This is a genomic window from Gryllotalpicola sp., assembly GCF_027352875.1.
Lineage (GTDB): Bacteria > Actinomycetota > Actinomycetes > Actinomycetales > Microbacteriaceae > Gryllotalpicola.
Map to the genome: position 1 here is coordinate 1 of NZ_DAIEII010000043.1, position 24,286 is coordinate 24,286.

The window sequence follows — 24,286 nt, forward strand, 5'->3', positions numbered from 1 at the left end:
GGCACCTCGATGTCGGCTCGTCGCATCCTGGGGCTGGAGTAGGTCCCAAGGGTTGGGCTGTTCGCCCATTAAAGCGGTACGCGAGCTGGGTTTAGAACGTCGTGAGACAGTTCGGTCCCTATCCGCTGCGCGCGCAGGAAATTTGAGAGAAGCTGACCCTAGTACGAGAGGACCGGGTTGGACGAACCTCTGGTGTGTCAGTTGTTCCGCCAGGAGCACCGCTGATTAGCTACGTTCGGAATGGATAACCGCTGAAAGCATCTAAGCGGGAAGCCGACCTCAAGATGAGATTTCCATCCCGCAAGGGGAGAGGCTCCCAGCCAGACGACTGGGTTGATAGGCCGGATGTGGAAGTGGGGACGAAAGACCCATGCAGCTGACCGGTACTAATAAGCCAACAACTTGTTTACAACTACATTTTTTTGATGTTTCGCGTCCACTGAGTGGTTCCCGATCTACGGTCGGCAACCAAGACGCCCCTAGGGCTTTTATGCCTGGGGGCTTGTCGGAGCTTGATCTTAATGATCGAAAGAGTTTCGGCGGCCATAGCGAGAGGGAAACGCCCGGTCACATTCCGAACCCGGAAGCTAAGGCTCTCAGCGCCGATGGTACTGCAGGGGCGACCCTGTGGGAGAGTAGGACACCGCCGGACATCCATTACGGAAGAGGCCATCCAGTACCTGGATGGCCTCTTCTGCATTTAAGGTCTGGTGCGGTTTGAGGTCTGGCGCTTTGAGGGCTCATCGCAAACGAGGGTGTAGGAGTGGTCTGAATCCTCCGCTCTCGAGCAGACTGCGGGCTATGTAGTTTGTGAGGTTCCGGAAGCCGAGGGCGGAGCCACGGAGGTGTTCGAGGCGCCCGTTGATCGCCTCGGTCGGGCCGTTGCTGGTGCCGGGCCGGTCGAAGAACGCGAGCACGTCCGCAGCGCGTTGCTTGAGCGTGCGGCCCAGGCTGCGGATCTCGGCGAGGGCGGCGGGAACGCCGGTGGTGATCGCGTCGATCACGGCTTGCATCTCCTGCTTCCCCTTCGTCTTGTCGGGTTGTCGGTAGGCGGCGACGATGCGCTGGTAGATACCCCAGGTCGCTTCGACCTCGACGTGCTCCTCGACCTGGAACACTGCCTCGAGCCGGGCTTGCTGCTTCTCGGTGAGGAACCCAGCGCCGGTGTGCAAGGGTGCGTCGGGCGCCGTAGAGCGGGTCGCCCGCGCGGCCGCGATGACCGAGGGTGGCCTGCTGAACGCGTTGCCGGCACCGGTCCAGGCCGTCGCCGGCCAGGCGGACGACGTGGAATGGATCCATCACCGCCACCGCGTCGGGGAGCTCTTCGGCGGCGGCGGTCTTGAACCCGGTGAACCCGTCCATCGCGACGACGTCGACGCCGTCCCGCCACGCCTGAGGGCGGTCGATGAGCCACTGCTGGAACACCGCCTTCGAGCGGCCCTCGACCATGTCCAACAGCCGTGCGGGGCCCGTCTTCTCCCGGGTCGGGGTGAGGTCGATGATCACCGTGACGAACTTGTCCCCGAACCGGGTATGTCGCCAGACGTGCTCGTCAACACCGATCGTCGTGACGTCGTCGAACCGGTGAGGGTCATCGATCAGGCGGCGTTTGCCCTCGGCGATGATCGCGCTGTTGGCCGTATGCCACGACACGCCCAGCCCCGCGGCCACGCGGGTGACGGTGAGGTGATCGAGGACGATGCCCTCCAGCGCCCACCCCACTCCGCCTCGAGAGATCTTCGCTCGCGGCGCCGCAGCCCGGCTGGTGTCTTCCCGCCACGTCCGCCCGCAGTCCACGCACCGATACCGACGCACCCGAACCAGCAGCGTGGCCGGTCGGTGCCCGAACGGCTCGTGCGCGAGCCGCCGGGTCACCGTGTCCCGCGGTACGCCTTCGGCGCCGCATTTGCGGCACCACGGATCGGATTCTGCGACCCGGCACTCGAGCACCGCACGATCAGGTTCGAGCCGCTGCCCGGCGGCTTCGAGGCCGAGCTCGTCGAGGCGGCAGAACGTGGTCAAGTCAACAGGCGCGAAGGTAGCGCGGAGCACGTCGAGGTCTTTCGGATGGACAGTGTGAGAACTCCATCCTGGAAGACCTCGACCCCTACCCGAGCCGCGACGCGCTACCCGCCGCTACACCCTCATTTGCGAAGAGCCGCTTTGAGGATCTAGGGCTTGACACGGACGACCAGCTTGCCGCGCGTGTGCTCTCCCGCGATGGCGGCGAAGGCGTCGGCAATACCGTCGAGCTCGAAGATCTGCTCGACGTGGACTCGAATCTCACCCTGCTCGAGCAGCCGTGTGATGATGGCAAGAGTCTTGGCATCCGGCGCGACCCGGAACGTCGTTGCACGCACACCGGCTTCGCTGGCATCCGCCGCAAGTGTCGGCCAGCTCCCCGACGGGACATTGACGATGAGGCCGCCGCGTCGCAGAGTCGAGAGCGAACGGGTGCCGGTGTCGTCAGCAGTGTTGCCGATGAGGTCGATGACGACGTCGACATTCTTGACGACGTCCTCGAAGCGTGCCGCGGTGTAGTCCACGACCTCGGCCGCGCCGAGTGAGTGGAGCCATTCCAGGTTGCGGGTGGACCCCGTTGCGATGACGTGCGCCCCGAAGTACGAGGCGAACTGCACGGCGAAGTGGCCGACGCCCCCGGAACCGGCATGGATGAGCATCCGTTGGCCCTGGTGCGCTTTGGCCAGCTCGACGACTGCGCCCCAGGCGGTGAGTGCTGCGAGCGGCACCGCCGCCGCGTCGGTATGTGACAACCCGACCGGTTTCGGCGCGATGACGAGACCAGGCACTGCCGCGATTTCCGCGAAGCTGCCGCTGTAATGCGGGACCGGGAGCATCCCGTAGACGGCGTCTCCGGGCTGGAGGCGATGGCCCTCGTAGGGCGACTCGAGAACGACGCCGCTGAAGTCGCAGCCGAGGACGGCGGGGAAGGCTGCGATGGCCGCGGAGGCTCCTCGTCCTGCCATCGTCTTGACGTCGATGGGGTTCATGCTGGCCGCCGCGACTTCAACGACGAACTCGTCGTTGACGCGGAACGGGCGGGGGATCTCGGCGAGACGCGGGGTAACGGAATCTCCGACAGTGTCGATGACGGCAGCGCGCATCGCCCCGGCCATTCGCTCTCCCTCGGTCACGGCGCCGCACCTCGGCGCAGGCATGAGACTAACGAGGGCGGATTACGTGGCCATTGCGATCTCGTGACACCTGCCGAGGCAGGCCCGCGGTTCTTCGGTCATCCGGTCCGCACGCCGAGTTGCGCGCGGGCCTCGTCGAGGATGCGGAGACTCGCGATCGCCTCGTTGAGGGCGAACAGCGGGGAATCCGTGAGGCCGTCCACAAGATATCGCGCGAATGCGGCGGCCTCGAACGCCATGCCGCGCGACTCGGGGCCGTGCGCCCACTTTGGACTGCGGTAGGTCGACGGGTCGCCGTCTTCGGGGAAGTAGGTGACGTCCACGGCGGTGTGAAAGGGCGCACCGGTCACAATGCGCCCGGCCGTGCCGTTGATGGCACCGACGGTCGGGGTCTTGATGGCGACGCTGCAGTTCAGGATGGCTTGCGCATCGCCATCCGTCTCGATGACGAGCGTTGCTGTCTCGTCGACACCGCTGCGGGCGAGGGTTCCGTAGGCATGGACGGCCGCGGAGGTCAGCAGTTGCGGAAGCGCCAGGCGGGCGAACTGAACCGGGTAGACGCCGAGGTCCAGCAGGGCGCCGCCGGCGGTGGTCGGGTTGTAGAGCCGATGCTCCGTGTCGAACGGGACGGCGATGCCGAAGTCGGCGGTCACGATGCGGACGTCGCCGAGCGCATGCGTTTCGACGAGCTGGCGGATGACGTCGATGTGAGGCAGGTAGCGCGTCCACATCGCCTCCATCGCGAAGACGCCTGCGGCGCGGGCGGCATCCGCGATCCGCTGACCGCCTGCGGCGGTCGTCGCCATCGGCTTCTCGATGAGGACGGGCTTACTGGCCTCGATGGCGAGAAGCGCGAGCTCCTCATGGGTGTTATGGGTCGTCGCGATGTAGGCGACGTCGACGTCGGGATCGGCGAGCAGCGCCGCGTACGAGTCGTAGCTGCGCTCGATGCCATACCGGGAGGCGAAGGCCTTGGCGCGTGACGCCGAGCGGGAGGCGGCGGCGACAGCCACTTGGTCGGAGTTGGCCTGGAGGGAGTCGACGAACTTGCCGGCGATGTTGCCGGGGCCGATGATGCCCCACCGGAGCGTCGGAGCGTCGCGCGGGTCAGGGAACCGGGGCGGGGGCAGGGTTGTCATCGAAGCGATTCTGGCGCGGTTGGTCCTGATGCGCATCATCGAGTTGCCGTCGTGCAGAGTGGATGTCCGCCTGACTCACGGCTAGTTCATAGCTTTGCCATAGGCGGCTTGAAATCCGCACCTGAGAATAAGGACAGTGAGCTCTAAGACCGTTGCCGCCCTCGCCCCAGCCAATCTCCGGCATTCCGACGGATCGGCCATCCGTGTCCTTGTCGTCGACGATGAGAACACGCTCACCGATCTGTTGCAGATGGCGCTGCGCTACGAGGGCTGGGACGTGCGCACAGCCGCGACGGGTCATGAGGCCGTCTTGGCAGCTCGCGAGTTCAATCCGGATGTCGTCGTTCTCGACGTGATGCTGCCTGACTTCGACGGGCTGCAGGTCATGAAGCGCATCCGCGAAGGCCACACCGATGTGCCGGTGCTGTTCCTCACTGCGAAGGACTCGCTGGAAGATCGTGTTGCGGGCCTCACCGCCGGCGGCGACGACTACGTGACGAAGCCGTTCAGCCTCGAGGAGCTCGTCGCGCGGCTGCGCTCGCTGCTGCGCCGCTCGCGCTCGCTCATCAGCGATGTCAGCGACCCGCGGATCGTCGTCGGAGACCTCGTCCTCGATGAGGACAGCTACGAGGTGACCCGGGCCGGTGAGCAGATCAGTCTCACTGCGACCGAGTTCGAGCTGCTGCGCTACCTCATGCGCAACCCGCGTCGAGTACTCAGCAAGGCACAGATCCTCGACCGGGTGTGGAGCTATGACTTCGGCGGTACCTCGAGCGTCGTAGAGCTCTACATCTCGTACCTGCGCAAGAAGATCGACTCGGGTCGCGCGCCGATGATCCACACGGTCCGTGGGGCCGGGTACATGGTCAAGGCCACGGAGTGACTGCAGAGGCATCGGGGGCCGCGCTAGCCTCGGTGCCCATGATGACCGAACAGGTGGAGCCGGCCGAGAAGGCGGCGCGGGTTCGGATCCCAGGCTGGCTCGGGCACCCATTTCGGCACTGGCCGCTGCGGCGGAAGCTCGTCGTCGCCGTCGTCGCCATCGTGGCCGTGATGGGGGCCTTCGTCGGCGCGCTGAGTATTGCGCTCCTCGACGGATACCTCATCGAGCGGGTCGACGTCCAGCTCGCCACAGCGAGCCAGACCAGCCTGCAGGCGGCTGTTGGCTACGTCGAGAACGGGCAGACGCCGACGCTGCGCGCTATCGTCGGCGCGCCCGGCCAGCCTTCCGGCATTGTCGTCGGGCTCATCGAGGGCGGGCAGTGGTCGGGCGGCGCCTATCTACCCTCGGGTCCCGCTCCGTCGGGGCAACCGTTCAATACGCAGTCCACCATTGACACCGCGTCCACCGCGGCGCTTGCGACGCTCCCTGCGAACGGGGTGCCGAGCACCGTCACCATCTCGATCATCGAGTCGAACGGCTGGGACGTCGGCGGTGCCTATCGCGCGGTCGCCCAGCGGCTGACGGATGACGACACGCTCATCGTGGCGCTGCCCCTACGGGAGGCGCAGGCGACGACCGCGCGCCTCACCGTCATCACGCTCCTCGTGGTCATCGGGGCGGGGATCCTCGCGGCGGCAGCGGGGCTCGTCATCATCCGGCTCGCGCTGCGCCCCCTCGAGCGGGTGGCCGCGACCGCGACGCAGGTCTCGAGGCTCCCCCTCGAGCGCGGCGACGTCGCGCTGGGAATCCGCGTTCCCGACGAAGACACTGACCCGCGCACGGAGGTCGGCCGGGTGGGAAGCGCGTTCAACGCCATGCTGGGTCATGTCGCGGGCGCGCTCCAGGTGCGGCAGGCGAGTGAGGCGAAGGTGCGGCAATTCGTCTCGGACGCCTCGCACGAGCTGCGCACCCCGCTCGCGAGCATCCGCGGCTACTCGGAGCTCGCCCGCCGATCACCCGAGGAGCTGTCCGAGGATCTCGCCCGCTCCATCTCGCGCATCGAGTCCGAGGCCAAGCGGATGACGACGATCGTCGAGGACCTGCTCATGCTCGCGCGCCTCGACGAGGGCCAGGAGCTGCGGCACGAGAACGTCGACCTCACAATGATGCTCATCAACGCGGTCTCGGACGCCCACGCGGCCGGCCCCGACCACGAGTGGAAGCTCGAGCTTCCGGAGGACGAGCCGGTCGAGATCATCGGCGACGGGGCGAAGCTGCACCAGGCCGTCGCCAACCTGCTCGCGAACGCGCGCGTGCACACGCCCGCGGGCACCGTCGTGACTTCGTCGCTCAGGCAGGACGGCGACCACGCCGTCATCGTGGTCGCGGACGACGGACCCGGCATCCCTGAGGAGCTGCGACCGCGGCTCTTCGAGCGCTTCGCCCGCGGCGACAGTTCGCGCTCGCGCGCGACCGGCTCGACCGGCCTCGGCCTCGCCATCGCGAAGGCAGTCGTCGACGCGCACGGCGGCGAGATCTCGGTCGAGACCGCACCTGGGGTGACGGCCTTCACGATCAGCGTTCCGGTGGCGCCCGGTGATTTGGCGGATGCCGTGGGGCCGCGTACCCTTTAACCGAAGCCAAAGACCGCAGGTTTCCGGTGCATCCGGACCAAGGCCCTCAGCAGAGGCGGCCCGCGCAGGTTCATGAAGAAAGTCCGCGATCTATCGCGACCTCGCTCCGTGCCCCTGTGCGGAGCTTTTTTGTTGGGCGGACGGGAGACGTGCCCACCGCTGCGGCCGGCTTCGCCGGAGGCATCCGCCTTCGGATCTGTAAATCGTAAGGAGTGGCCATGGCGGAGAAGGAAGCCGCGGTTGCCGAGCTCACCGAGAAGTTCCAGAGTTCGACCGCCGTTCTGCTGACCGAATACCGCGGTCTGTCTGTTGCGAAGCTCAAGGAGCTCCGCAAGAACATCAGTGCAGACGCGACGTACGCCGTGGTGAAGAACACGCTTACCAAGATCGCGGCCAACCAGGCCGGCATGGGCATCCTCGACGACGCTCTCGCCGGCCCTTCCGCGATCGCTTTCGTTCACGGCGACCCGGTCGCCGTCGCGAAGGGTCTGCGCGACTTCGCCAAGGCGAACCCTCTCCTGGTGGTCAAGGGCGGTTATTTCGATGGCAACGCCCTGTCCGCTGCCGAGGTGAGCAAGCTCGCCGATCTCGAGAGCCGTGAGGTGCTTCTGGCCAAGCTGGCCGGCGCCTTCAAGGCCTCGCTGTTCGGTGCCGCATACCTGTTCAACGCCCCGCTGTCGAAGGCCATTCGCACCGTCGACGCGCTGCGCGAGAAGCAGTCCGCTTAATCGCGGGTTATCAACCATCCCAATAAGGAGAAGAAGAAATGGCAAAGCTGTCGACTGCTGAGCTGCTCGATGCTTTCAAGGAGCTCACGCTCATCGAGCTGAGCGAGTTCGTCAAGGCGTTCGAGGAGACCTTCGAGGTCACCGCCGCTGCCCCCGTCGCCGTCGCGGCCCCGGCCGCCGGTGGTGCGGGCGCTGCCGCTGAGGAGGTCGAGGAGAAGGACTCGTTCGACGTCGTTCTCGAGGCCGCCGGCGCCCAGAAGATCCAGGTCATCAAGGTCGTTCGCGAACTGACCTCGCTCGGTCTCGGCGAAGCGAAGGCCGTCGTCGACGGTGCTCCGAAGGCCGTCCTCGAGGGCGCCAACAAGGAGACCGCGGAGAAGGCCAAGGCCGCTCTCGAAGAGGCCGGCGCTACCGTCACCCTCAAGTAGTTCCCGTCCGGCTCGCCGGGCACCGAAGAGGGACACCGCGAACGCGGTGTCCCTCTTCGGTGTCTCCGGAATGTTTTGCGCAGAGATAGTTAGCCTATGTAAAATACTCTCCATGGCACATGGTGGAACTGAGTCGGGAAGCATCCTCAAGCAGCCGATCGCGGTGTGGGCGATCGCCTTCGCGGCGGTGGTGTCGTTCATGGGCATTGGCCTCGTCGACCCGATCCTGCCGGCGATCGCGTCCTCGCTGAAAGCGACGCCCACGCAGACCGAGTTGCTCTTCACGACCTACCTGCTGGTCACCGGCGCGGCGATGTTCTTCACGAGTTGGCTGTCCAGCCGCATCGGCGCCAAGAACACCCTGCTCCTGGGCCTCACGGTCATCGTCATCTTCGCCGCCCTCGCGGGCGCCAGCGGGAGCGTCGGCGGGATCATCGGATTCCGCGCCGGCTGGGGTCTCGGCAACGCGCTCTTCATCTCGACCGCACTCGCCTCGATCATCGGGGCCGCCTCGGGCGGGGTGGCGAGCGCCATCGTGCTCTACGAAGCCGCACTCGGTGTCGGCCTCGCCATCGGCCCGCTCGTCGGCGGCCTGCTCGGCGGCATCTCCTGGCGCGGCCCGTTCTTTGGCACCGCCGTGCTCATGGCGATCGGATTCGTCGTGATCTTCACCGTGCTGCGCGTGCCGAAGGATGCGCCGAAACCGGTGCCGACCAGCCTCGCGGCCCCGTTCCGCGGGCTGGCGAAACCAGGCCTCGCCGTGATGGCCGCGACCGCCTTCTTCTACAACATGGGCTTCTTCGTGCTGCTGGCATGGACCCCGTTCGCGATCGTGCCGCTCGGCGTCTCGGATGCGAGGACCCTCGGCTACATCTTCTTCGGCTGGGGCGTCGCCCTCGCCCTCACCTCGGTGTTCGTGGCGCCGCTCCTTACCGCGCGGATACGCCGCACCAGCGTGCTGCTCATCATCATTCCGGCGCTCGCAGCGACGGAGTTGCTCGCCGCCATCCTGCACACCAGCCTCGTGGCGGTCATCGTGCTCGTCATCGTCGGCGGGCTCTTCCTCGGCATTCTCAACACCGTCCTCACCGAGTTGTCGATGGAGGCGACGGACCTGCCGCGCCCGGTGGCCTCGAGCGCGTACTCAGGCGTGCGCTTCCTCGGCGGCGCAGTGGCCCCGCCGCTGGCATCCTGGCTCGCCACGCTCTTCGGCACGACCGCCGCGCCGTTCTATTTCGGCGTCGTCGTGCTCGTCATCGCGACCCTCATCGTCACCTTCGGACGCAAGGCGCTGCGCCGTGCGGACGGCGTCGAGGAGAACGTCCTGGAGGTCGCGGAGTCCATCGCGATCGGCGACGCGGACTGACGGTTCTCGCAGCGGAGCCTGCAGTCTGCACCGGAGGTCTCCGCCCTCGGCGGCCGCCCGTCGATCGACGGGCGGCGGCCTAGGCTCAAGACGATGAGCATGATGGGCAATCTGCCGAGCAACCACTCCGCGGGCGCGAGCCGGGGGCAGGGGGTGCGCGGCATGGGCGGCACGGGACGCAGCGGCGGGCGGAACGGCACGATCATCGAGGACCAGAAGGTGCTCAACGCGGCGGCGCCCAGGATCGAACACCTCGTGCAGCGCATCGCGGCGCTCTTCAAGCCCTACACCGGCCCGCTCATCCTCACCCTCGTCCTCGTGCTCGCGGGCGCCGGACTCACCGTCATCCCGCCGCTGCTCATCAGGAATCTCTTCGATGACGCGCTCTTCGCTCCGGGCGGCGTCCGCTTCGACCTGCTCGTCTGGCTCTGCGTCGCGATGATGCTGCTCTACGTCGGATCCGCGCTGCTCGGGGTCTGGCAGAGCTACCTCACCGCCCGCGTCGGCAACGAGGTCATGGGCGAGCTGCGGGTGAGGCTCTTCACGCGCCTGCAAGCGATGGAGCTCAGCTTCTTCACCAAGACCAAGACCGGTGTCATCCAGTCGCGGCTGCAGAACGACGTCGGTGGCGTCGCCAACGCCCTGACCAACACGATCTCGAGCGTGTTCGGCAACATCGTCAACGTCGTCGCCGCGCTGGTCGCGATGTTCGTGCTCGACTGGCAGCTCACCCTCGTCGCCATCGTGCTCACCCCGGTGCTCGCCATCGTGCAGCGCCGCGTCGGGCAGGTGCGGGCGAAGATCGCCGCCGCGACGCAAGAATCCCTCTCGGAGATGACGTCGATCACGCAGGAGACCCTTTCGGTGAGCGGCATCCTGCTCGCCAAGGCGTTCAACCGGCAACGAGCCGAGACACTGCGCTACAGCGACGAGAACCGGAACCAGGTCGGCCTTCAGGTGCGGCAGGCGATGAGTGGGCAGTGGTTCTTCGCGCTCGTGCAGGTCATTATCTCGGCGATCCCGGTGGTCGTCTATCTTGTCGCAGGATGGCTGCTCATCGGCGGCCTCGCCGGTATCAGCGCGGGCACCATCGTCGCCTTCACGACCGTGCAGGCGAGGCTGCTTTTTCCGGTCATCGGGCTGCTGCGCGTCGCGCTCGACCTGCAGACGTCGAGCGCCCTCTTCGCGCGCATTTTCGAGTACCTCGATCTGAAGCCGGCAATCGCGGATGCGCCGGACGCGGTCGAGGTGGACGCCCAGGCTCTCGGCCTCCATCGGCCGGGCGCGGCGGGCGCTCGACCGACGTACTCCCCTCCCGCCGTCGAGTTCGACGCGGTGACGTTCCGCTACCCCGACGCGCGCGGCGACGAGCATCCGACCCTCCAGGACGTGTCGTTCTCGATCGAGCCGGGCACCTTCGCCGCCTTCGTCGGGCCGTCCGGGGCCGGCAAGACGACCGTGTCCTACCTCATCCCGCGGTTCTATGAGGCGTCGGGCGGCGCCGTGCGCTTCGCCGGTCGCGATGTGCGCGAGTTGCAGCACGAATCCCTCGTCGCGCACATCGGGATCGTCAGCCAGGAGACCTACCTCTTCCACGCCACCATCGCCGAGAACCTGCGCTACGCGAAGGCCGACGCCACGCTCGACGAACTCGAGAACGCCTGCCGCCAGGCGAACATCCACGACACGATCACCGGCTTCCCGGACGGCTACGACACCGTCGTCGGCGAGCGCGGCTACCGGCTTTCCGGCGGCGAGAAGCAGCGCGTCGCCATCGCGCGCGTGCTGCTCAAGGACCCCGAGGTGCTCATCCTCGACGAGGCGACGAGCGCCCTCGACACCATCTCGGAGCGGGTCGTGCAGCAGGCGCTCGACTCGGCGGCCACCGGCCGCACCACCATCGCGATCGCGCACCGGCTCTCGACGATCGTCGGCGCCGACACCATCTTCGTCGTCGCAGGCGGGCGCATCGTCGAGCGCGGCAATCACGTCCAACTGCTCGCCGCGGGCGGCACGTACGCGGCGCTCTATGAGCAGCAGGTAGAAATGTCTGGTGGCACCCCCGGCGACTGAGCGGCGCACCTGGGCGCGTACGCTCAGGCTGCTCGGGCCCGCGTTCGTCGCCTCGATAGCCTATGTCGACCCCGGCAACGTCGCCGTCAACATCTCCGCCGGCTCGCGGCACGGCTTCCTGCTGCTCTGGGTGCTCGTACTGGCGAACGCTATCGCGATGCTCGTGCAGTACCTCTCGGCGAAGCTCGGCATCGCAACCGGCCGAAGTCTGCCGGAGCTCCTCGGGGATCGGCTCCCTCGGCTCTGGCGGCTGCTGTTCTGGGTGCAGGCCGAGGCGGTCGGCGCGGCAACCGATCTCGCGGAGGTGCTCGGCGGGGCGATCGCGCTCAACCTGCTGTTCGGGCTGCCACTGCTGCCCGGCGGGATCATCGTCGCGGCGGCATCCATTGCCCTGCTCCTGCTGCAGTCGCGCAGTCAGCAGCGCTTCGAGTATGCGGTCATGGTGCTCCTCGCCGTCATCGCGATCGGGTTCGTCGCGGGCGGGCTCGCGCGGCCGGTACCGTGGGCCGATGCCGCGACGGGGCTCGTCCCCCGCTTCACCAACCCAGACTCGGTGCTGCTCGCGGCCTCGATGCTCGGTGCGACCGTTATGCCGCACGCCATTTACCTGCATTCGGCGCTCGCGCGGGACAGGCACGGGATCGTCGCGCCCTCGGAGCGCCGGCCCATCATCATCGCCACCCGCGTCGACGTGCTCATTGCGCTCATCATCGCGGGGCTCGTCAACATTGCGATGCTTGTGCTCGCGGCGACGAGCCTCGCCGGTGTGCCGGGCACCGACACCATCGCCGGCGCCCAGGCCGCGATCGTCACGCACCTCGGGCCCGCGATCGGCATTCTCTTCGGCATCGGTCTGCTCGCCTCGGGGCTCGCCTCGTCGTCGGTGGGCTCCTATGCCGGCGCGGTCGTCATGGCGGGATTGCTCAAAGTGAAGGTGCCGCTCATCGTGCGGCGCATCGTGACGCTCATCCCGGCGCTCATCGTGCTCGCTATCGGGGTCGACCCGACTGAGGCGCTCGTCATCAGCCAGGTGGTGCTCTCCATCGGCATCCCGTTCGCGCTCGTGCCGCTGGTGCTGCTCACCGGGTCGAGGCGCGTGATGGGCGACCAGGTCGATGCGTGGTGGACGCGCGCGGGGGCGCGGATCGCCACCGTCCTGGTCGTCGCGCTCAACGTGCTGCTCGTCGCGCTGGCGGTCGGTGCCTACTAGTCGGTACGACTCGTGCCGCGGGCGTTGTAGACGACGGCATCGGTACGCGCGCCGTACTCGCGGAATACCTCGATCGCGGCATCCCGCCCCACGCCGACCTCGACCGCGATACCGCGCCTTGCCATCTCGGCGATCCAGTCGGGGTGGACCGGGCCCTCGTCGAAGCCGGTGAGCACTTCGAGTTCAGGGCCATCGCCGGCGATGACGATGCGGGTGACGCCCGACCACAGCGCCGCGCCGCCGCACATCACGCAGGGACGCCAGTTGACGAGGAGGGTGTGAGCGGGATTCCCCGCGGCGCCGAGGTCCCAGCGACCGAGCCGGGTCTGGGCGAGGCTCAGCGCGACGACCTCGGCGTGCGTGCTCGACAGCCCCGAGGCGAGCACGAGGTTGACGCCCGCGGAGACGAGCCTTCCTGTGGCGGTCTCGAGCACGAGTGCCGCGAAGGGGCCGCCGGTGTCGGCCTGCTGATTGCGGCGGGCGAGATCGGTGCAGAACGCCATTGCGGCCTCGTCGGTGTCGAAGGCCGCGGGAGCGGTGGCGAGGTGCTCGATCGCCCACGACGGCAGGTCGGCCCGGAATGAGGTCGCAAGATCGGTCACTCGCCCATTCAAGCAGCGCGGGCAAAGGAACTCGGTGCCAGAGTGCGAGTATGAGCGAACTACACGGAACGATTGTCGATATCGGCGACCTCGGCTTCAGCGGCTACTTCGTCTCGCCCGCGGACGGCGCGGCCATCAAGGGCGGCCTCGTCGTCATCCACGAGATCTGGGGTCTCGTCGACCACATCAAGGACATCGCCGACCGCTACGCGGCCGAGGGATACCAGGTCATCGCGCCCGACATCCTCAGCCGCGGTGGGGTCACCCCGGAGGTGGGCGAGGACCTGCAGCGACTGCGAGAATCCGCCGACGAGGAGGAGCGCACCCGCTTTCAGCCGTTGCTGCGCGAGAAGATGGCGCCTGTCAATGTACCCGAGTACGCCGAGTGGGCGGTCTCAGCCCTGAAGCAGACCGTCGATGCGCTCGTGCTGCTGCCCGGCGTCGATGGCCGCGTCGCCGTGCTCGGTTACTGCTTCGGGGGGTCGTACAGCTTTGCGCTCGCCGCAGCCGATTCGCGCGTCAAGGCGGCCGCGCCGTACTACGGCGCGCCGCCCCAGGAAACCGACTATGCGGGATTCGCCTGCCCGGTGCACGCGTTCTACGGGCGCAACGACTCCCGGCTCATCGACGCGCTGCCCGAGGTCGAGGCGAAGATGCGGGCGGCGGGTGTCGACTTCGAGGCGACGGTCTACGAGAATGCGGGGCACGCCTTCTTCAACGACAGCAACGCCCATGCGTACGTACCGGATGCCGCGGCGGATGCCTGGCGGCAGACGCTCGGCTTCCTCGACGCGGCCTTAGGACGGGCGGAGACGGCTGCCACGCCGCACTAGCTTCGCCCGCTGTGGGTCGTCGTCGCCCCGGATCCGTTCAGGGAAACCCTGAACTCGGCCGAGGTGGCGTCGGCGATCGCGATCGCTTGGTACCTGGCGTACTGCTCGCGGATCACCGGCTGGAAGTCGGGGGCGGGCATCGCCGCCGTGGCGACCGGCCAGGCGGGCCGCTCGCCGGTGAGCGCCCAAGCGGCCTGCACCGCGGCGCCGTCGGCGGCGTACTCGCCGGGTTCCGGAACGACGACGGGCGCGTCGAAGACCTGCGCGGTGACCGCCTGCACGGCCGGGTTCTGTGCGGCTCCACCGATGAGCAGCAGGCGCCGTTCGCGCACGCCGACGGCGCGCACGGCATCCAGCCCCGCCCCGAGACCCGAGAGCATGCCCTCGATCGCGGCGCGCGCCACGTTCGCGCGCGTCGTCGAGGCGATCGTGAGTCCGTGGAATGACGCCGTCGCGTGCGGGAGGTTCGGGGTGCGCTCGCCCTCGAAGTAGGGGACGAGCACGGCACCGCCCGCGCCGGGCTCGGCGGCGAGCGCGAGGCGGGCGAATTCGTCGAAGCCGACGCCCAGCAGCTCCGCGATGGAGGAGAGCACGCGCGCCGCGTTGAGCGTCGCGACGAGAGGGAGGAAGTGGCCCGACGCGTCGGCGAAGCCCGCGACGGCGCCGGTGGCGTCGTGCGCGCTCTTGTCAGCGACGGCGAAGACGGTGCCGCTCGTGCCGATCGAGACGACGACGTCGCCGGATGCTGCGCCGAGCCCGAGCGCCGCGCCGGCGTTGTCGCCCGCACCAGGCCCGACGAGCACGCCGCCCAGCGTGCGGCCGGCCGGCCCGGCGGGGCCGAGTACGCGGGGGAGCACCACGTCCTGGCGGCCGAGCGCGCGCTCGAGGAGGTCGAAGTCGTAGTCACCAGTCGCTGGCGACCAGTAGGCGGTGCCTGAGGCATCCGACCGGTCGGTCGTGAGCGCCGCGAGGTCGGGCCCGAGCGCCGACTCACCTGTCGGCCCGTAGCCGAGCAGGCGCCATGTCAGCCAGTCGTGCGGCAGCGCCACGGCGGCGACGCGCGCCGCGTTCGCCTCCTCGTTGTCGCGCAGCCAGCGCAGCTTCGTCGCGGTGAAGGAGGCCACCGGCACGCTTCCGGCGCGGCGCGCGTACTCGGCGGCGCCGATCTCTGCTGCGAGCTGTGCAGCCGCCTCGGCTGAGCGCGTGTCATTCCACAGCAGCGCCGGGCGGATGACCCGGCCGTCGGCATCGAGCACGACCATGCCGTGCTGCTGGCCGGCGACCGAGATCGCCGTGACGTCGTCGAGGCCGCCCGCCGCGGCGAGAGCCTCGCCCAGTGCGGCCCACCACGCGGCCGGGTCGACCTCGGTGCCATCCGGATGCGCGGCGCGACCGGAGCGGATGACCGCCCCGGTCGCGAGGTCGCGGATGACGACTTTGCTGGACTGGGTGGAGGAGTCAACTCCTGCTACGAGGGTCAACCGGCGCCTTTCATTTTCGAGGCTTCCGCGGTAGTGTGGCTGCCGCCTTTCGCGGCGCGATGCGCCGCGCCTATCGCCGTAGGCCGGAAACGCTGCACGGCCGCGCCTCCCTGAGACCTACGCGCGCGCGCCCAGCAAGTGCTCGGTCGCCAATTGCTGCAGCCGCACGAAGCCGAAGCCCTTGGCGTTGAAGTAGGACGCGGCATCGAAGTCCTCCCACGCCGTGCGGTCGGCCTTGATGTCGGCCGCTGTCTCGCCGGGAGCGAAGGTCGACTGGGCGAGCTGGTCGAGCTTGGCGGTGGCGAGCGCATCCTTGACTTCGGGGTCGGCGCGGAAGGCGGCGGCGCGTTCCTTGAGCAGAAGGTAGGTGCGGATGTTGGCCTTGGCCGACTCCCACACGCCGTTCTCGTCCTCGGTGCGCGAGGGTTTGTAGTCGAAGTGGCGTGGGCCGTCGTAGGCCGGGCCGCCGTTCAGGCCGCCGTTCTCGAGCAGGTCGACGAGCGCGAAGGCGTTGTGCAGGTCGCCGTGGCCGAAGACGAGGTCCTGGTCGTACTTGATTCCGCGCTGGCCGTTGAGGTCGATGTGGAAGAGCTTGCCGTGCCAGAGCGCCTGGGCGATGCTGCTGGCGAAGTTGAGTCCCGCCATCTGCTCGTGGCCGACCTCGGGGTTGAGGCCGACGAGCTCGGGGTGGTCGAGCTCGTTGATGAAGGCGAGCGCATGGCCGACAGTGGGCAACAGGATGTCACCGCGCGGCTCGTTCGGCTTGGGCTCGATGGCGAAGCGGATGTCCCAGCCCTGCGACAGCACGTAGTCGCCGAGGAAGTTCACGGCTTCGCGGTACCGATCGAGGGCGAGGCGGATGTCTTTGGCCGAGTCGTATTCGGCGCCCTCACGCCCGCCCCACATGACGAGGGTCTTGGCGCCGAGCTCGATGCCGAGCTCGAGCTGACGCAGCACCTTGCGCACCGCGAAGCGGCGCACCGCGCGGTCGTTCGAGGTGAAACCGCCGTCCTTGAACACGGGCTGGCTGAAGAGGTTCGTGGTCACCATCGGGACGGTGAGACCGGCGGCGGCGAGAGCGCCCTTGAGCCGGTCGATCTGCGCCCGGCGCTCGGCCTCGGTCGAGCCGAAGGCGAAGAGATCGTCGTCGTGGAAGGTGAGGCCGTAGGCGCCGATCTCGGCGAGCTTCTCGACGACGTGGACGACGTCGAGGGGCGCCCGAGTGGGACCGCCGAACGGGTCGGTGCCGTTGTAGCCGACGGTCCAGAGGCCGAACGTGAACTTGTCGGCGTTGGCCGCGGTGGGGGTCATGAGGTGCTCCCTTGCACATCGACCATGATGCGCACTCGAAACGATTTGATTACAGCGCCAAGCCTATTCGGAATGCCGTCGAAAACAACCCGAAAGTTGCGGAGTAGCATCCCATCCATGCCGCAGGATCGCGTGACGCTGGCCGATGTCGCCCAACTGGCGGGCGTCTCGCTGGCGACCATCTCGAAGGTGCTCAACGGGCGGGCGGACGTCTCCCCGCCGACCCGTGCGCGCATCGAGAAGCTGCTGGAGGAGCACGGCTACGAGCGCCGTGGCAACCGCGACATCTCGAAGGGCGGGTTCATCGAGCTCGTCTTCCACGAGCTCGACCCGCTGTGGTCCATGGAACTCCTCAGCGGCGTCGAGGCCGTCGCCAAAGACCACGGTCTCAGTGTCGTCCTCACCGTGAGCGGCGATCGCCGCTCGCCGGACCCGATGTGGATCGAGGGCGTGCTGCGCCGCCGGCCGGTCGGCATCGTCCTCGTCTTCTCCGACATCCCCGGGGAGCAGCGCGACCGGCTGCGCTCGAGGGGCATCCCGTTCGTCGTCGTCGACCCGGCCGGCGAGCCGCCGGCGGACGCTCCCTATGTCGGCTCCGCGAACTGGTCGGGCGGCCTCACTGCGACACGCCACCTCATCGCCCTCGGACACACGCGCATCGCGACGATCACCGGCATGGAGGAGATGATGTGCTCGTTCGCCCGTGTGGACGGCTACCGCTCGGCGATGAAGTCGGCCGGGCTCGAAATCGATCCGGCGTGGATCCGCTTCGGAAACTTCCGCGTCAGCGGCGGTTACGACCACGCCATGGACCTGCTCTCGCTGCCGAACCGGCCGACGGCGATCTTCGCCGGCAGCGACCTGCAGGCGCTCGGCGTCATGGACGCTGCCCGCGCAAAGGGGCTGCGGATCCCCGAGGATCTCTCGGTGGTTGGCTACGACGACATCGCGTTATCGCAGTGGGTGACTCCGCGCCTCACGACGATCCATCAGCCTCTCCGGCGCATGGGGGAGGAGGCCGCCCGTCTCGCGATCCGGCTCTCGGAGGGGGTGCCGCCCACCGCGCTGCGTCTCGACCTGGCGATCAACCTGGTGGTCAGGGAAAGCACGGCACCGCCCGCGGTGACGATGTGACCGACCCCGGGGGCTAGCCCTGTGCGGCTGCCTGCGTGATGGCGGTCACGATGCTTCCGGCGTCGCCCTGGCCGGCCATCAGGTTGGTCACGCTCTGGTTGAGCGCGCCCCCGACGTTCGAGCCGTACGCGACGTCGAGCCAGAGCTGGACGTACTTGACGTTCGCCTGGGCGGCGGCGACCGCCTTGAGGTTCGGGTCGGTGAGGGCGGATGCCGCCGACGGCAGCGCCGGAATGCCGGCTCCGATCGCGGCAAGTCCCTCCTGGACCTTCTCGCTGTCGATGTACTGGAGAAGTTCGACGCACTCCGGCGGTGCCGTGTAGGAGCAGCTGAAGCCGCCGCCGCCGCCCATGGCCGAGGTCGGGTCGCCCTTACCGCCGGTGGTTGTCGGAAAGGGGAACCAGGCGAGGAAGGACGGGATCTTCTTGTCGGCGGTCAGCCCCCCGACGGCGCTCGGCTCCCACGCGCCCATGAGCTCCATCGCGGCCTTGCCGGTCGCCAGGAGGCCCGCCGAGCTCGAGGCGCCCTGCTGAGCGGTCGTTCCGAGGAATCCGGACTGGAACGGATTGGTCTTGAGAAAGGCCTGGAGGTCGGTTCCGGCCTGCGCGAAGCAGGGGTCGGTGAAGGTCTTGTCGACTGCCGCCTGCTGCATGATCGCGGTTGTGCAGTCGCGCAGCGCGAAGTTGAACCAGTAGTGCGCAGCGGGCCACTGGTCCTTGGCGCCGAGCGAAATGGGCGCGACGCCGATGGCCCTGAGCTTGGCGATGTCGGTTTCGAGATCGGTGAAGGTCGCCGGGGTGCCGGTGATGCCCGCTTGGGCGAAGAGGGCCTTGTTGTACCAGAAGCCCTCGATCGCCATGTCCCAGGGCAGGCCGTAGACCTTGCCGCCCACCGTCCAGCCGCCGACGGCGCCGCCGAGCGAGGCGATGGTGCCGGCGGCGCGGGTGGTGATGTCGAGCAGCTTGCCCGCAGCGGCCTGGTCGGCTTCGCGGCCGCCGCCCCACTGCTGGAAGAGGTCCGGCGGATTGCTGCCGCGGAGGGCGTTCGGGATCCGAGTGTTCTGCAGGTCTTCGCTCCGGAAGGCGTCGACCTCGATCGTCACGTTGGGGTGGATGGCCTCGAAGCCCTTGGCGACGCCGGCCCAGTACGACTTGAGAGGCTCGGTGTCGCCGTCGTGCCACCAGACGAGCTTGACCCGCTGTCCGCTGGCGCTCGAGGTGGAGACCGAGGCTGAGCTCGACTTGCTGGGCGACGAGCTGGTCGTGCCCGAACTGCTGCATGCCGCGAGGACGGTGACCGCGAGCCCTCCTGCGACAGCAGCGGCGAGCCGCGCGACATTGAGCCTGTTCATCGGGGTCTCCTCGGGTCTGCGCTACCGTGTAGCCATGGTCATCATCAAGCTCATTGTCGCGGGAGTGTTCTTCCTCGGGGGCTGGGCACTCTTCGGTGTCGCTCACTATGTGCCGGGTTCCGAGGCCGTGACGTACTTCGCCGGCATCGTCGCCGAGGCGCTCGCTTTCGCGCTGCCGATCCACCTCTTTTCGCGCTCCTAGCGCGGCCCCTCCGGCGCTGTTCAGGGCTGGGGCTGATGGCCCAGGGCTCTCGAATAGTAAAGCGATACATGACGCGACTCATCTGTCGCCTATGTCCCGACTCATCACTGTCCGGCGTCGAGTAGTTGGCCGGTTTTCTTCGATTTCGAAGTTGGGGATGCTCGGGTCGGCGTGGCCGGAAGGTGTCAACCCGGTTGGGTCAGTTGTTCGGTTCGTTTGTTGAGTGGACTGGTTCTGGCTTGTTGATCCAGGCCGCGGTCGGCAGGGCGAGCGGGGTCGGGTGGTGGCGGACGAAGCGCTCGGGGTGGGTGGCGTAGGCGCTGGTGAGGACGTGAGCGCGTCGGGCCTGGACCTCGACGGCTGTCCCGTGGTGCAGGTCGGTGGGCGTGTGCATGCCGATGCCGGAGTGCCGGTGCTCGGTGTTGTACCAGGCGTAGAACGTGGCGCAGAAGGCGCGGGCGTCCTCGATCGAGCCGAACGTGGCAGGGAACTCGGGTCGATACTTCAGGGTCTTGAAGTGCGCTTCGGAGTACGGGTTGTCGTTGGACACGTGCGGTCTCGAGTGGGTCTTCGTGATCCCGAGGTCCGCGAGCAGGAACGCGACCGGCTTCGAGGCCATCGAGGAGCCGTTGTCCGCGTGGATCGTCAACCGACCGCGGTTCACGGCCTGCTTGCGGATCGTGTCGGCGAGCAGCCGCTCGGCGAGCTCTTTGGACTCGCGGGTCGCGACCAGCCAGCCCACGATGTAGCGGGAGTAGATGTCGATGATCGAGTACAGGTAGAAGTACGACCACTTCACCGGCCCGTGCAGCTTGGTGTAGGGTCGGCCAGCAGCGCCCTGCCAGTCTTTGAACTGGTGGGTTTCTGCTGGCCGCCCTCCGAACCGGACGTGCCCATTCCTGAGCATCCGGCTCTCCGTGTGATCATGCCGATGCCGTGCTCGTCCATGGTGTGGGGATGCGGGTTCCGCGATACCGGTAGCGGGCCACTGTGACCTGCTGGCATCGGAAGAACTCGACTCCTTGGTCGCGTATCTGCCAACCGGGCAGATGGCGACGCACCAGGGTGCGCATATTCAGTTTCGGGTGCCGTTTCTTCAGCCAGCCGACGATCCGCCAGAAGGCGAAGTGATCGATGTAACTGAAGAGGTGTTTCACGACGCCGTGCTGAAAGTATGTGCACCAGCCCCGCAGCGCCGGGTTCAACCGGCGGAGCAGGTCTGCGAGCGTTCGATGAGATGCCCGGCGGGTGAGCAATCGCACTTTGTCCTTGACGGAAGCCAACGACTTCCTTGAGGGATAGGTGTAGATCGCCGTTTTCCCGCCATGACCTCTGATCCGGCGGCGCTGGATGCGCCACCCGAGGAAGTCGAACCCGGTGTCTATGTGCGTGACCATCGTCTTCTCGACCGAGAGGCGCAAGCCCATCGGGTCGAGCACACTGGCGACTTCGTCCCAGAGAGCGCTTCGGCATCCTCGCGGGTGCCGCGGACGAGGACGACGAAGTCGTCCGCGTAGCGGACCAGCTTCATCGTCGCGCCCCCGGCGCGTTGATGTTTCGTGCGCGACCATTGCGGCCCGAGCGCGTCCCACTTGCGTTGGAAGTGCTCGTCCACCACGGACAGGGCGATGTTCGCCAACAACGGCGACAGAATCCCGCCTTGCGGGGTGCCGGTGAAGGTGTCCCTGTTTACGCCGTCCTCACTGAGGACACCCGCTTTCAGGAACCCGCGAATCAGCCGCAACACACGCTTATCAACGACCCGTGCCCGGACGCGCTGCATGAGCGCGTCGTGGTCGATCTCATCGAAACACGCGGTGATGTCCGCTTCGAATACCTGCACGTAACCGCGTGAGGCGTAGAAGTGGATCTCCGCGATCGCGTCCTGCGCCCGACGGCGCGGCCGGAACCCATACGAGGACGGCACAAAGTCCGCCTCGAAAATCGGCTCCAGCACCAGCTTCAGTGAGGCTTGAACGATCCGGTCCGTCATCGTCGGAATCCCCAGCTTGCGGACCTTGCCGTTCGCTTTCGGGATCGACTTCTGACGCACCCGTTCCGGGACGAACTGACCGTTCTTGACGCTCTCGCGCAGATCGGTGAGCATCCCTGACACTCGGTCCGGGGTGATGGATCGCGGTGCGATCCCATCAACTCCGGCGGTGCGGCCCCCCTTGTTGCCCTGCACCCGGTTCCACGCCGCAACGAGGAACGCGGGGTCATAGACCAGGTTGAACAGATCATCGAAACGACGAGCAGGTTCGCCCGTCGCCCATCGGTGCAGTTTCGTCTGCATAGTCAGTACCCGCGCCCACGCCTCCGATGCGTCGGCAGGCCACGGAACACCCGTGTTCACGGTTGTGTCTCCCTTTCTGTTTCCGTCAACTGCGATCACACTGGACCCCTTCGCCATGCGACCGGCTTTCCCGGTCTCGGACTACTACGGGTCCTCCGCCCCACCCCGGCCCGATCAGCTGGCCATGCGCTCAGCCGTCGGATTCGTCGCTGGCGACGACGGTCCTCCGGCGGAACCGGGATGGTTCCCACGTTCACTCCCGAACCCTTCGACGGGATCGGCACCCAGTTATGCCCCAGCATCTTCGCCATGGCTACGCCGCAGGCCTTCACCATGGCCTCCCGGCCGGCGACATCACCCAGCCCAGGAGTTCCCCTCACCGCCGAAGCAATGAGGGTGCGCGATGCAACCCGACCCAAATCCGCCAGATTAGAGTCGGTGGTCTTCAATTGAGGGGCGTTCAGCCACTGGTTCCTATCCGTATACCTCTCCGTCTCGCTAGCCGAGCCCGCACCATCTGGCAGTACTAATGCGACTCGTCGTTGTCGAGGACTGCTCCACCCACCACGCTCACGCCAACGCGGCGGATCGTCCTCCAGCTATCACACGCCTGCTGCGGCAGGCATGGAGCGGTGTCCTTTCACCACCGCAAGGTTCAGGAACGCCTCGTGGCGCTCGATGTCCCAGGACCAGACCTGGTTCGGAGCGATCGCGATCAGCTCTGGCTTCGCCCGGGCGGGATGGACGGCTTGGCGGCGGCGTTCACGGACCTCACCGCGGCGGGCCAGGAGCCGGTACATCGTCGAGACCGAGCAGAGGTAGGTGCCCTCATCGAGTAGGACGGCGTGGATCTCGGCCGGGGCCATGTCCACGAACCGTTCCGAATGCAGAACCTCCAACACCTGCGCTTCCTCGTCCGGAGTCAGAGCGCGCGGCTGCCGCCTGGGCGCAGGACGAGGAGCACGGGCTGGGGCGGCCGACTTGCGGTGGTGCCGGTAGTGCGTGGCTCGGGACCGGCCGACGGCCACGCAGGCGGCGCGAACGCCGATCAAGGGGGGTGAGCTCGGTGATCGTCTCGTCGATCATCGCTCGGGCTTGTTCGTGCTGCTGTCGGTCGAGAACTGCTCCAACAGCGCCGAGAGTTTTCCCTGGATCTCGATCACCTGCCTCGCTTTCTCCAGGTCGGCGCTCAAGCGGGCGTTCTCGCGCCGGAGCCGGGCCGCTTCCTTCTCGACCGCCGACGCCGGCGGGGCGCCCGCCGGGCGGGCAAGCGCCTCGAGCGCGCCACGGTCGCGTTGCTCCCGCCACGCGGTGATCAACGATGTATACAGACCCTCGCGGCGCAGCAGCGCGCCTTTGCCCGCCCGGTCGCAGGCGTCGTACTCGGCCAGGACGTCACGCTTGTACTTCGCCGTGTAGGTCCGCCGCGTCGCCCGCTCGGGCACCTGCGGATCGGGCACGTCCATCGGCCCAGCCTGCACCGAGACCGGCACGGGCGCGATCATCGCTTCCATCAGGGGAACTCCTCCCCGCCCTCACGCCACTGATCCGGACTATCCGGGTGGCTCATCCAAGGCTGACACAGAGGGGGCCGGCGTGAACGCCCGCGGCGACAGGCGACCGGCTCAACTCCACAACAGATCGATTCGCATACGATGCTTGATTAGGCTGATCGACGACGAATGAGGGGGCCATGCGCAGGGAGCGGGTCCAGACGTATCTGCGGGACGGTGTACTCGACATCGCGCTCGGTGATGCAGTGATGACCGCGCGACAGTGCGCTGAATTGGTTGACCTGCTTGGCGAATACGCCGAGGACAGAGAATTGCGCGCGGTGGTGCTGCGCTCCGAGTCGGCAGACTTCTGCGTAGGTATCGACGACGAGCTGATCATGCAACGGTCCTACAGCGCGACGCCGGCGGATCTCTTGGCTGGCTTGCGTGTCCCTGTCGTGGCGGTACTGAACGGCCGTGTCGAGTCTGCGGGTCTGGAGTTGGCGCTGGCGGCTGACGTGAGGCTGGCGACCCCCGATGCACGCTTTCGGCTCTCCGAGGTTTCTCAGGGGAGGTTGCCGTGCTGGGGGGGGACCCAGCGGTTGCCTCGCGTGATCGGTCAGGCTGCCGCGCTTCGCATGATCCTGTTCGGCGAGCCGGTGGTGGCCTCGGACGCTCTCCATCAGGGCCTCGTGCACGAAGTTGTTGACACGCCCCTCGGGAGGGCGGCGGAGTACACAGCTGAATGGCTGACCCGCGCGCCGCTCGCATTGGAATATGCCAAGGAGGCGGTTCGCGACGGGTCCGAACTCCGTCTGCGGGAGGGCCTCGCCCTCGAAGCCGACCTGAATACCTTGCTTCAGACTTCACGAGATCGCGCGGAGGGCATAGCCGCTTTCTTGGGCAAGCGAGCGGCGAGCTTCCGGAACGCGTGATGGGGCCGCTCGACGGCGTGGATGTCCGCGTC

General features: G+C 67.5%; 21 protein-coding genes, 2 rRNA genes and 2 pseudogenes. 13 read left to right on the forward strand and 12 right to left on the reverse strand.

Annotated features, from left to right (window positions below; translation table 11 throughout):
• Positions 1–410, forward strand: a 23S ribosomal RNA gene (locus M7D61_RS04835); the annotation flags it as partial.
• Positions 411–535: 125 nt separating this feature from the next.
• Positions 536–652, forward strand: a 5S ribosomal RNA gene (gene rrf, locus M7D61_RS04840).
• A gap of 88 nt (positions 653–740) precedes the next feature.
• On the opposite strand, the pseudogene M7D61_RS04845 reads toward rrf, so the two are convergent.
• The 3 genes and pseudogenes from M7D61_RS04845 to M7D61_RS04855 form a co-directional block, all read right to left on the reverse strand.
• A pseudogene (locus M7D61_RS04845) lies at positions 741–2,052 on the reverse strand (ISL3 family transposase).
• A 119-nt stretch (positions 2,053–2,171) separates the two neighbouring features.
• Positions 2,172–3,137: an NADP-dependent oxidoreductase gene (locus M7D61_RS04850; RefSeq protein ID WP_298228148.1), complete on the reverse strand. Its 966-nt coding sequence runs from the start codon at positions 3,135–3,137 to the stop codon at positions 2,172–2,174.
• Between the two features lie 116 nt (positions 3,138–3,253).
• On the reverse strand, positions 3,254–4,294 hold the full coding sequence (locus M7D61_RS04855) for a Gfo/Idh/MocA family oxidoreductase (protein ID WP_298228150.1): 1,041 nt from the start codon (positions 4,292–4,294) through the stop codon (positions 3,254–3,256).
• Between the two features lie 136 nt (positions 4,295–4,430).
• On the opposite strand from M7D61_RS04855, the gene M7D61_RS04860 reads away from it, so the two are divergent.
• The 7 genes from M7D61_RS04860 (at position 4,431) to M7D61_RS04890 (ending at position 12,616) form a co-directional block, all read left to right on the forward strand.
• Positions 4,431–5,177, forward strand: a complete 747-nt coding sequence (locus tag M7D61_RS04860) for a response regulator transcription factor (protein ID WP_298228152.1) — start codon at positions 4,431–4,433, stop codon at positions 5,175–5,177.
• 38 nt (positions 5,178–5,215) lie between these two features.
• Positions 5,216–6,811: a HAMP domain-containing sensor histidine kinase gene (locus tag M7D61_RS04865; protein WP_298228154.1), complete on the forward strand. Its 1,596-nt coding sequence runs from the start codon at positions 5,216–5,218 to the stop codon at positions 6,809–6,811.
• Between the two features lie 218 nt (positions 6,812–7,029).
• Positions 7,030–7,539 (forward strand): 50S ribosomal protein L10, encoded by a 510-nt coding sequence (rplJ, locus tag M7D61_RS04870; protein WP_298228156.1) that lies wholly within the window; start codon positions 7,030–7,032, stop codon positions 7,537–7,539.
• Between the two features lie 38 nt (positions 7,540–7,577).
• Entirely contained in the window at positions 7,578–7,967 is a 390-nt protein-coding gene (gene rplL, locus M7D61_RS04875; protein WP_298228157.1) for a 50S ribosomal protein L7/L12, read from the forward strand.
• A 112-nt stretch (positions 7,968–8,079) separates the two neighbouring features.
• Positions 8,080–9,333 (forward strand): MFS transporter, encoded by a 1,254-nt coding sequence (locus M7D61_RS04880; protein WP_298228159.1) that lies wholly within the window; start codon positions 8,080–8,082, stop codon positions 9,331–9,333.
• A gap of 162 nt (positions 9,334–9,495) precedes the next feature.
• Positions 9,496–11,406, forward strand: a complete 1,911-nt coding sequence (locus M7D61_RS04885) for an ABC transporter ATP-binding protein (protein ID WP_298228223.1) — start codon at positions 9,496–9,498, stop codon at positions 11,404–11,406.
• On the forward strand, positions 11,387–12,616 hold the full coding sequence (locus M7D61_RS04890; RefSeq protein WP_298228161.1) for an Nramp family divalent metal transporter: 1,230 nt from the start codon (positions 11,387–11,389) through the stop codon (positions 12,614–12,616). The genes M7D61_RS04885 and M7D61_RS04890 overlap by 20 nt, the downstream gene beginning before the upstream one ends.
• Here M7D61_RS04890 and M7D61_RS04895 read toward each other — a convergent pair.
• On the reverse strand, positions 12,613–13,218 hold the full coding sequence (locus M7D61_RS04895) for a nucleoside deaminase (RefSeq protein ID WP_298228164.1): 606 nt from the start codon (positions 13,216–13,218) through the stop codon (positions 12,613–12,615). The genes M7D61_RS04890 and M7D61_RS04895 overlap by 4 nt on opposite strands.
• Positions 13,219–13,268: 50 nt before the next feature.
• Between M7D61_RS04895 and M7D61_RS04900 the strand changes: the two genes are divergently transcribed.
• Positions 13,269–14,051, forward strand: a complete 783-nt coding sequence (locus M7D61_RS04900) for a dienelactone hydrolase family protein (protein ID WP_298228165.1) — start codon at positions 13,269–13,271, stop codon at positions 14,049–14,051.
• Here the strand turns inward: M7D61_RS04900 and xylB are convergent.
• Positions 14,048–15,532, reverse strand: a complete 1,485-nt coding sequence (gene xylB / locus M7D61_RS04905; RefSeq protein ID WP_298228166.1) for a xylulokinase — start codon at positions 15,530–15,532, stop codon at positions 14,048–14,050. The two genes, M7D61_RS04900 and xylB, sit on opposite strands and share 4 nt — an antisense overlap.
• A 117-nt stretch (positions 15,533–15,649) precedes the next feature.
• Positions 15,650–16,843 carry a xylose isomerase gene (gene xylA, locus M7D61_RS04910; protein ID WP_298228168.1) on the reverse strand — a complete coding sequence of 398 codons (1,194 nt, stop codon included), beginning with the start codon at positions 16,841–16,843 and terminating at the stop codon, positions 15,650–15,652.
• Between the two features lie 117 nt (positions 16,844–16,960).
• Here xylA and M7D61_RS04915 point away from each other — a divergent pair, with 117 nt between their 5' ends.
• Positions 16,961–17,977, forward strand: coding sequence for a LacI family DNA-binding transcriptional regulator (locus tag M7D61_RS04915; RefSeq protein ID WP_298228169.1), 1,017 nt, complete (start codon positions 16,961–16,963; stop codon positions 17,975–17,977).
• A 13-nt stretch (positions 17,978–17,990) separates the two neighbouring features.
• Here the strand turns inward: M7D61_RS04915 and M7D61_RS04920 are convergent, their stop codons facing one another.
• Entirely contained in the window at positions 17,991–19,328 is a 1,338-nt protein-coding gene (locus M7D61_RS04920) for an extracellular solute-binding protein (RefSeq protein WP_298228171.1), read from the reverse strand.
• Between the two features lie 34 nt (positions 19,329–19,362).
• On the opposite strand from M7D61_RS04920, the gene M7D61_RS04925 reads away from it, so the two are divergent.
• A complete protein-coding gene (locus M7D61_RS04925) occupies positions 19,363–19,530 on the forward strand; it encodes a hypothetical protein (RefSeq protein WP_298228174.1) in 168 nt (55 codons plus the stop codon).
• A gap of 199 nt (positions 19,531–19,729) precedes the next feature.
• Here M7D61_RS04925 and M7D61_RS04930 read toward each other — a convergent pair.
• From M7D61_RS04930 to M7D61_RS04950, 5 genes and pseudogenes are all read right to left on the reverse strand, one after another.
• Positions 19,730–20,347 (reverse strand): annotated as a pseudogene (locus M7D61_RS04930) (DDE-type integrase/transposase/recombinase); the annotation flags it as partial.
• A 106-nt stretch (positions 20,348–20,453) separates the two neighbouring features.
• Positions 20,454–20,969, reverse strand: a complete 516-nt coding sequence (locus M7D61_RS04935) for a group II intron maturase-specific domain-containing protein (RefSeq protein WP_298228176.1) — start codon at positions 20,967–20,969, stop codon at positions 20,454–20,456.
• Positions 20,912–21,826: a reverse transcriptase domain-containing protein gene (locus tag M7D61_RS04940; protein ID WP_298228178.1), complete on the reverse strand. Its 915-nt coding sequence runs from the start codon at positions 21,824–21,826 to the stop codon at positions 20,912–20,914. Before M7D61_RS04940 ends, M7D61_RS04935 begins: the two co-directional genes overlap by 58 nt.
• Positions 21,827–22,428: 602 nt before the next feature.
• Positions 22,429–22,728 carry a hypothetical protein gene (locus M7D61_RS04945; RefSeq protein ID WP_298228180.1) on the reverse strand — a complete coding sequence of 100 codons (300 nt, stop codon included), beginning with the start codon at positions 22,726–22,728 and terminating at the stop codon, positions 22,429–22,431.
• A 180-nt stretch (positions 22,729–22,908) separates the two neighbouring features.
• On the reverse strand, positions 22,909–23,340 hold the full coding sequence (locus M7D61_RS04950; protein WP_298228182.1) for a hypothetical protein: 432 nt from the start codon (positions 23,338–23,340) through the stop codon (positions 22,909–22,911).
• A 179-nt stretch (positions 23,341–23,519) separates the two neighbouring features.
• Here M7D61_RS04950 and M7D61_RS04955 point away from each other — a divergent pair, with 179 nt between their 5' ends.
• Positions 23,520–24,254 carry an enoyl-CoA hydratase/isomerase family protein gene (locus M7D61_RS04955; RefSeq protein ID WP_298228184.1) on the forward strand — a complete coding sequence of 245 codons (735 nt, stop codon included), beginning with the start codon at positions 23,520–23,522 and terminating at the stop codon, positions 24,252–24,254.
• Positions 24,255–24,286 lie beyond the last annotated feature (32 nt).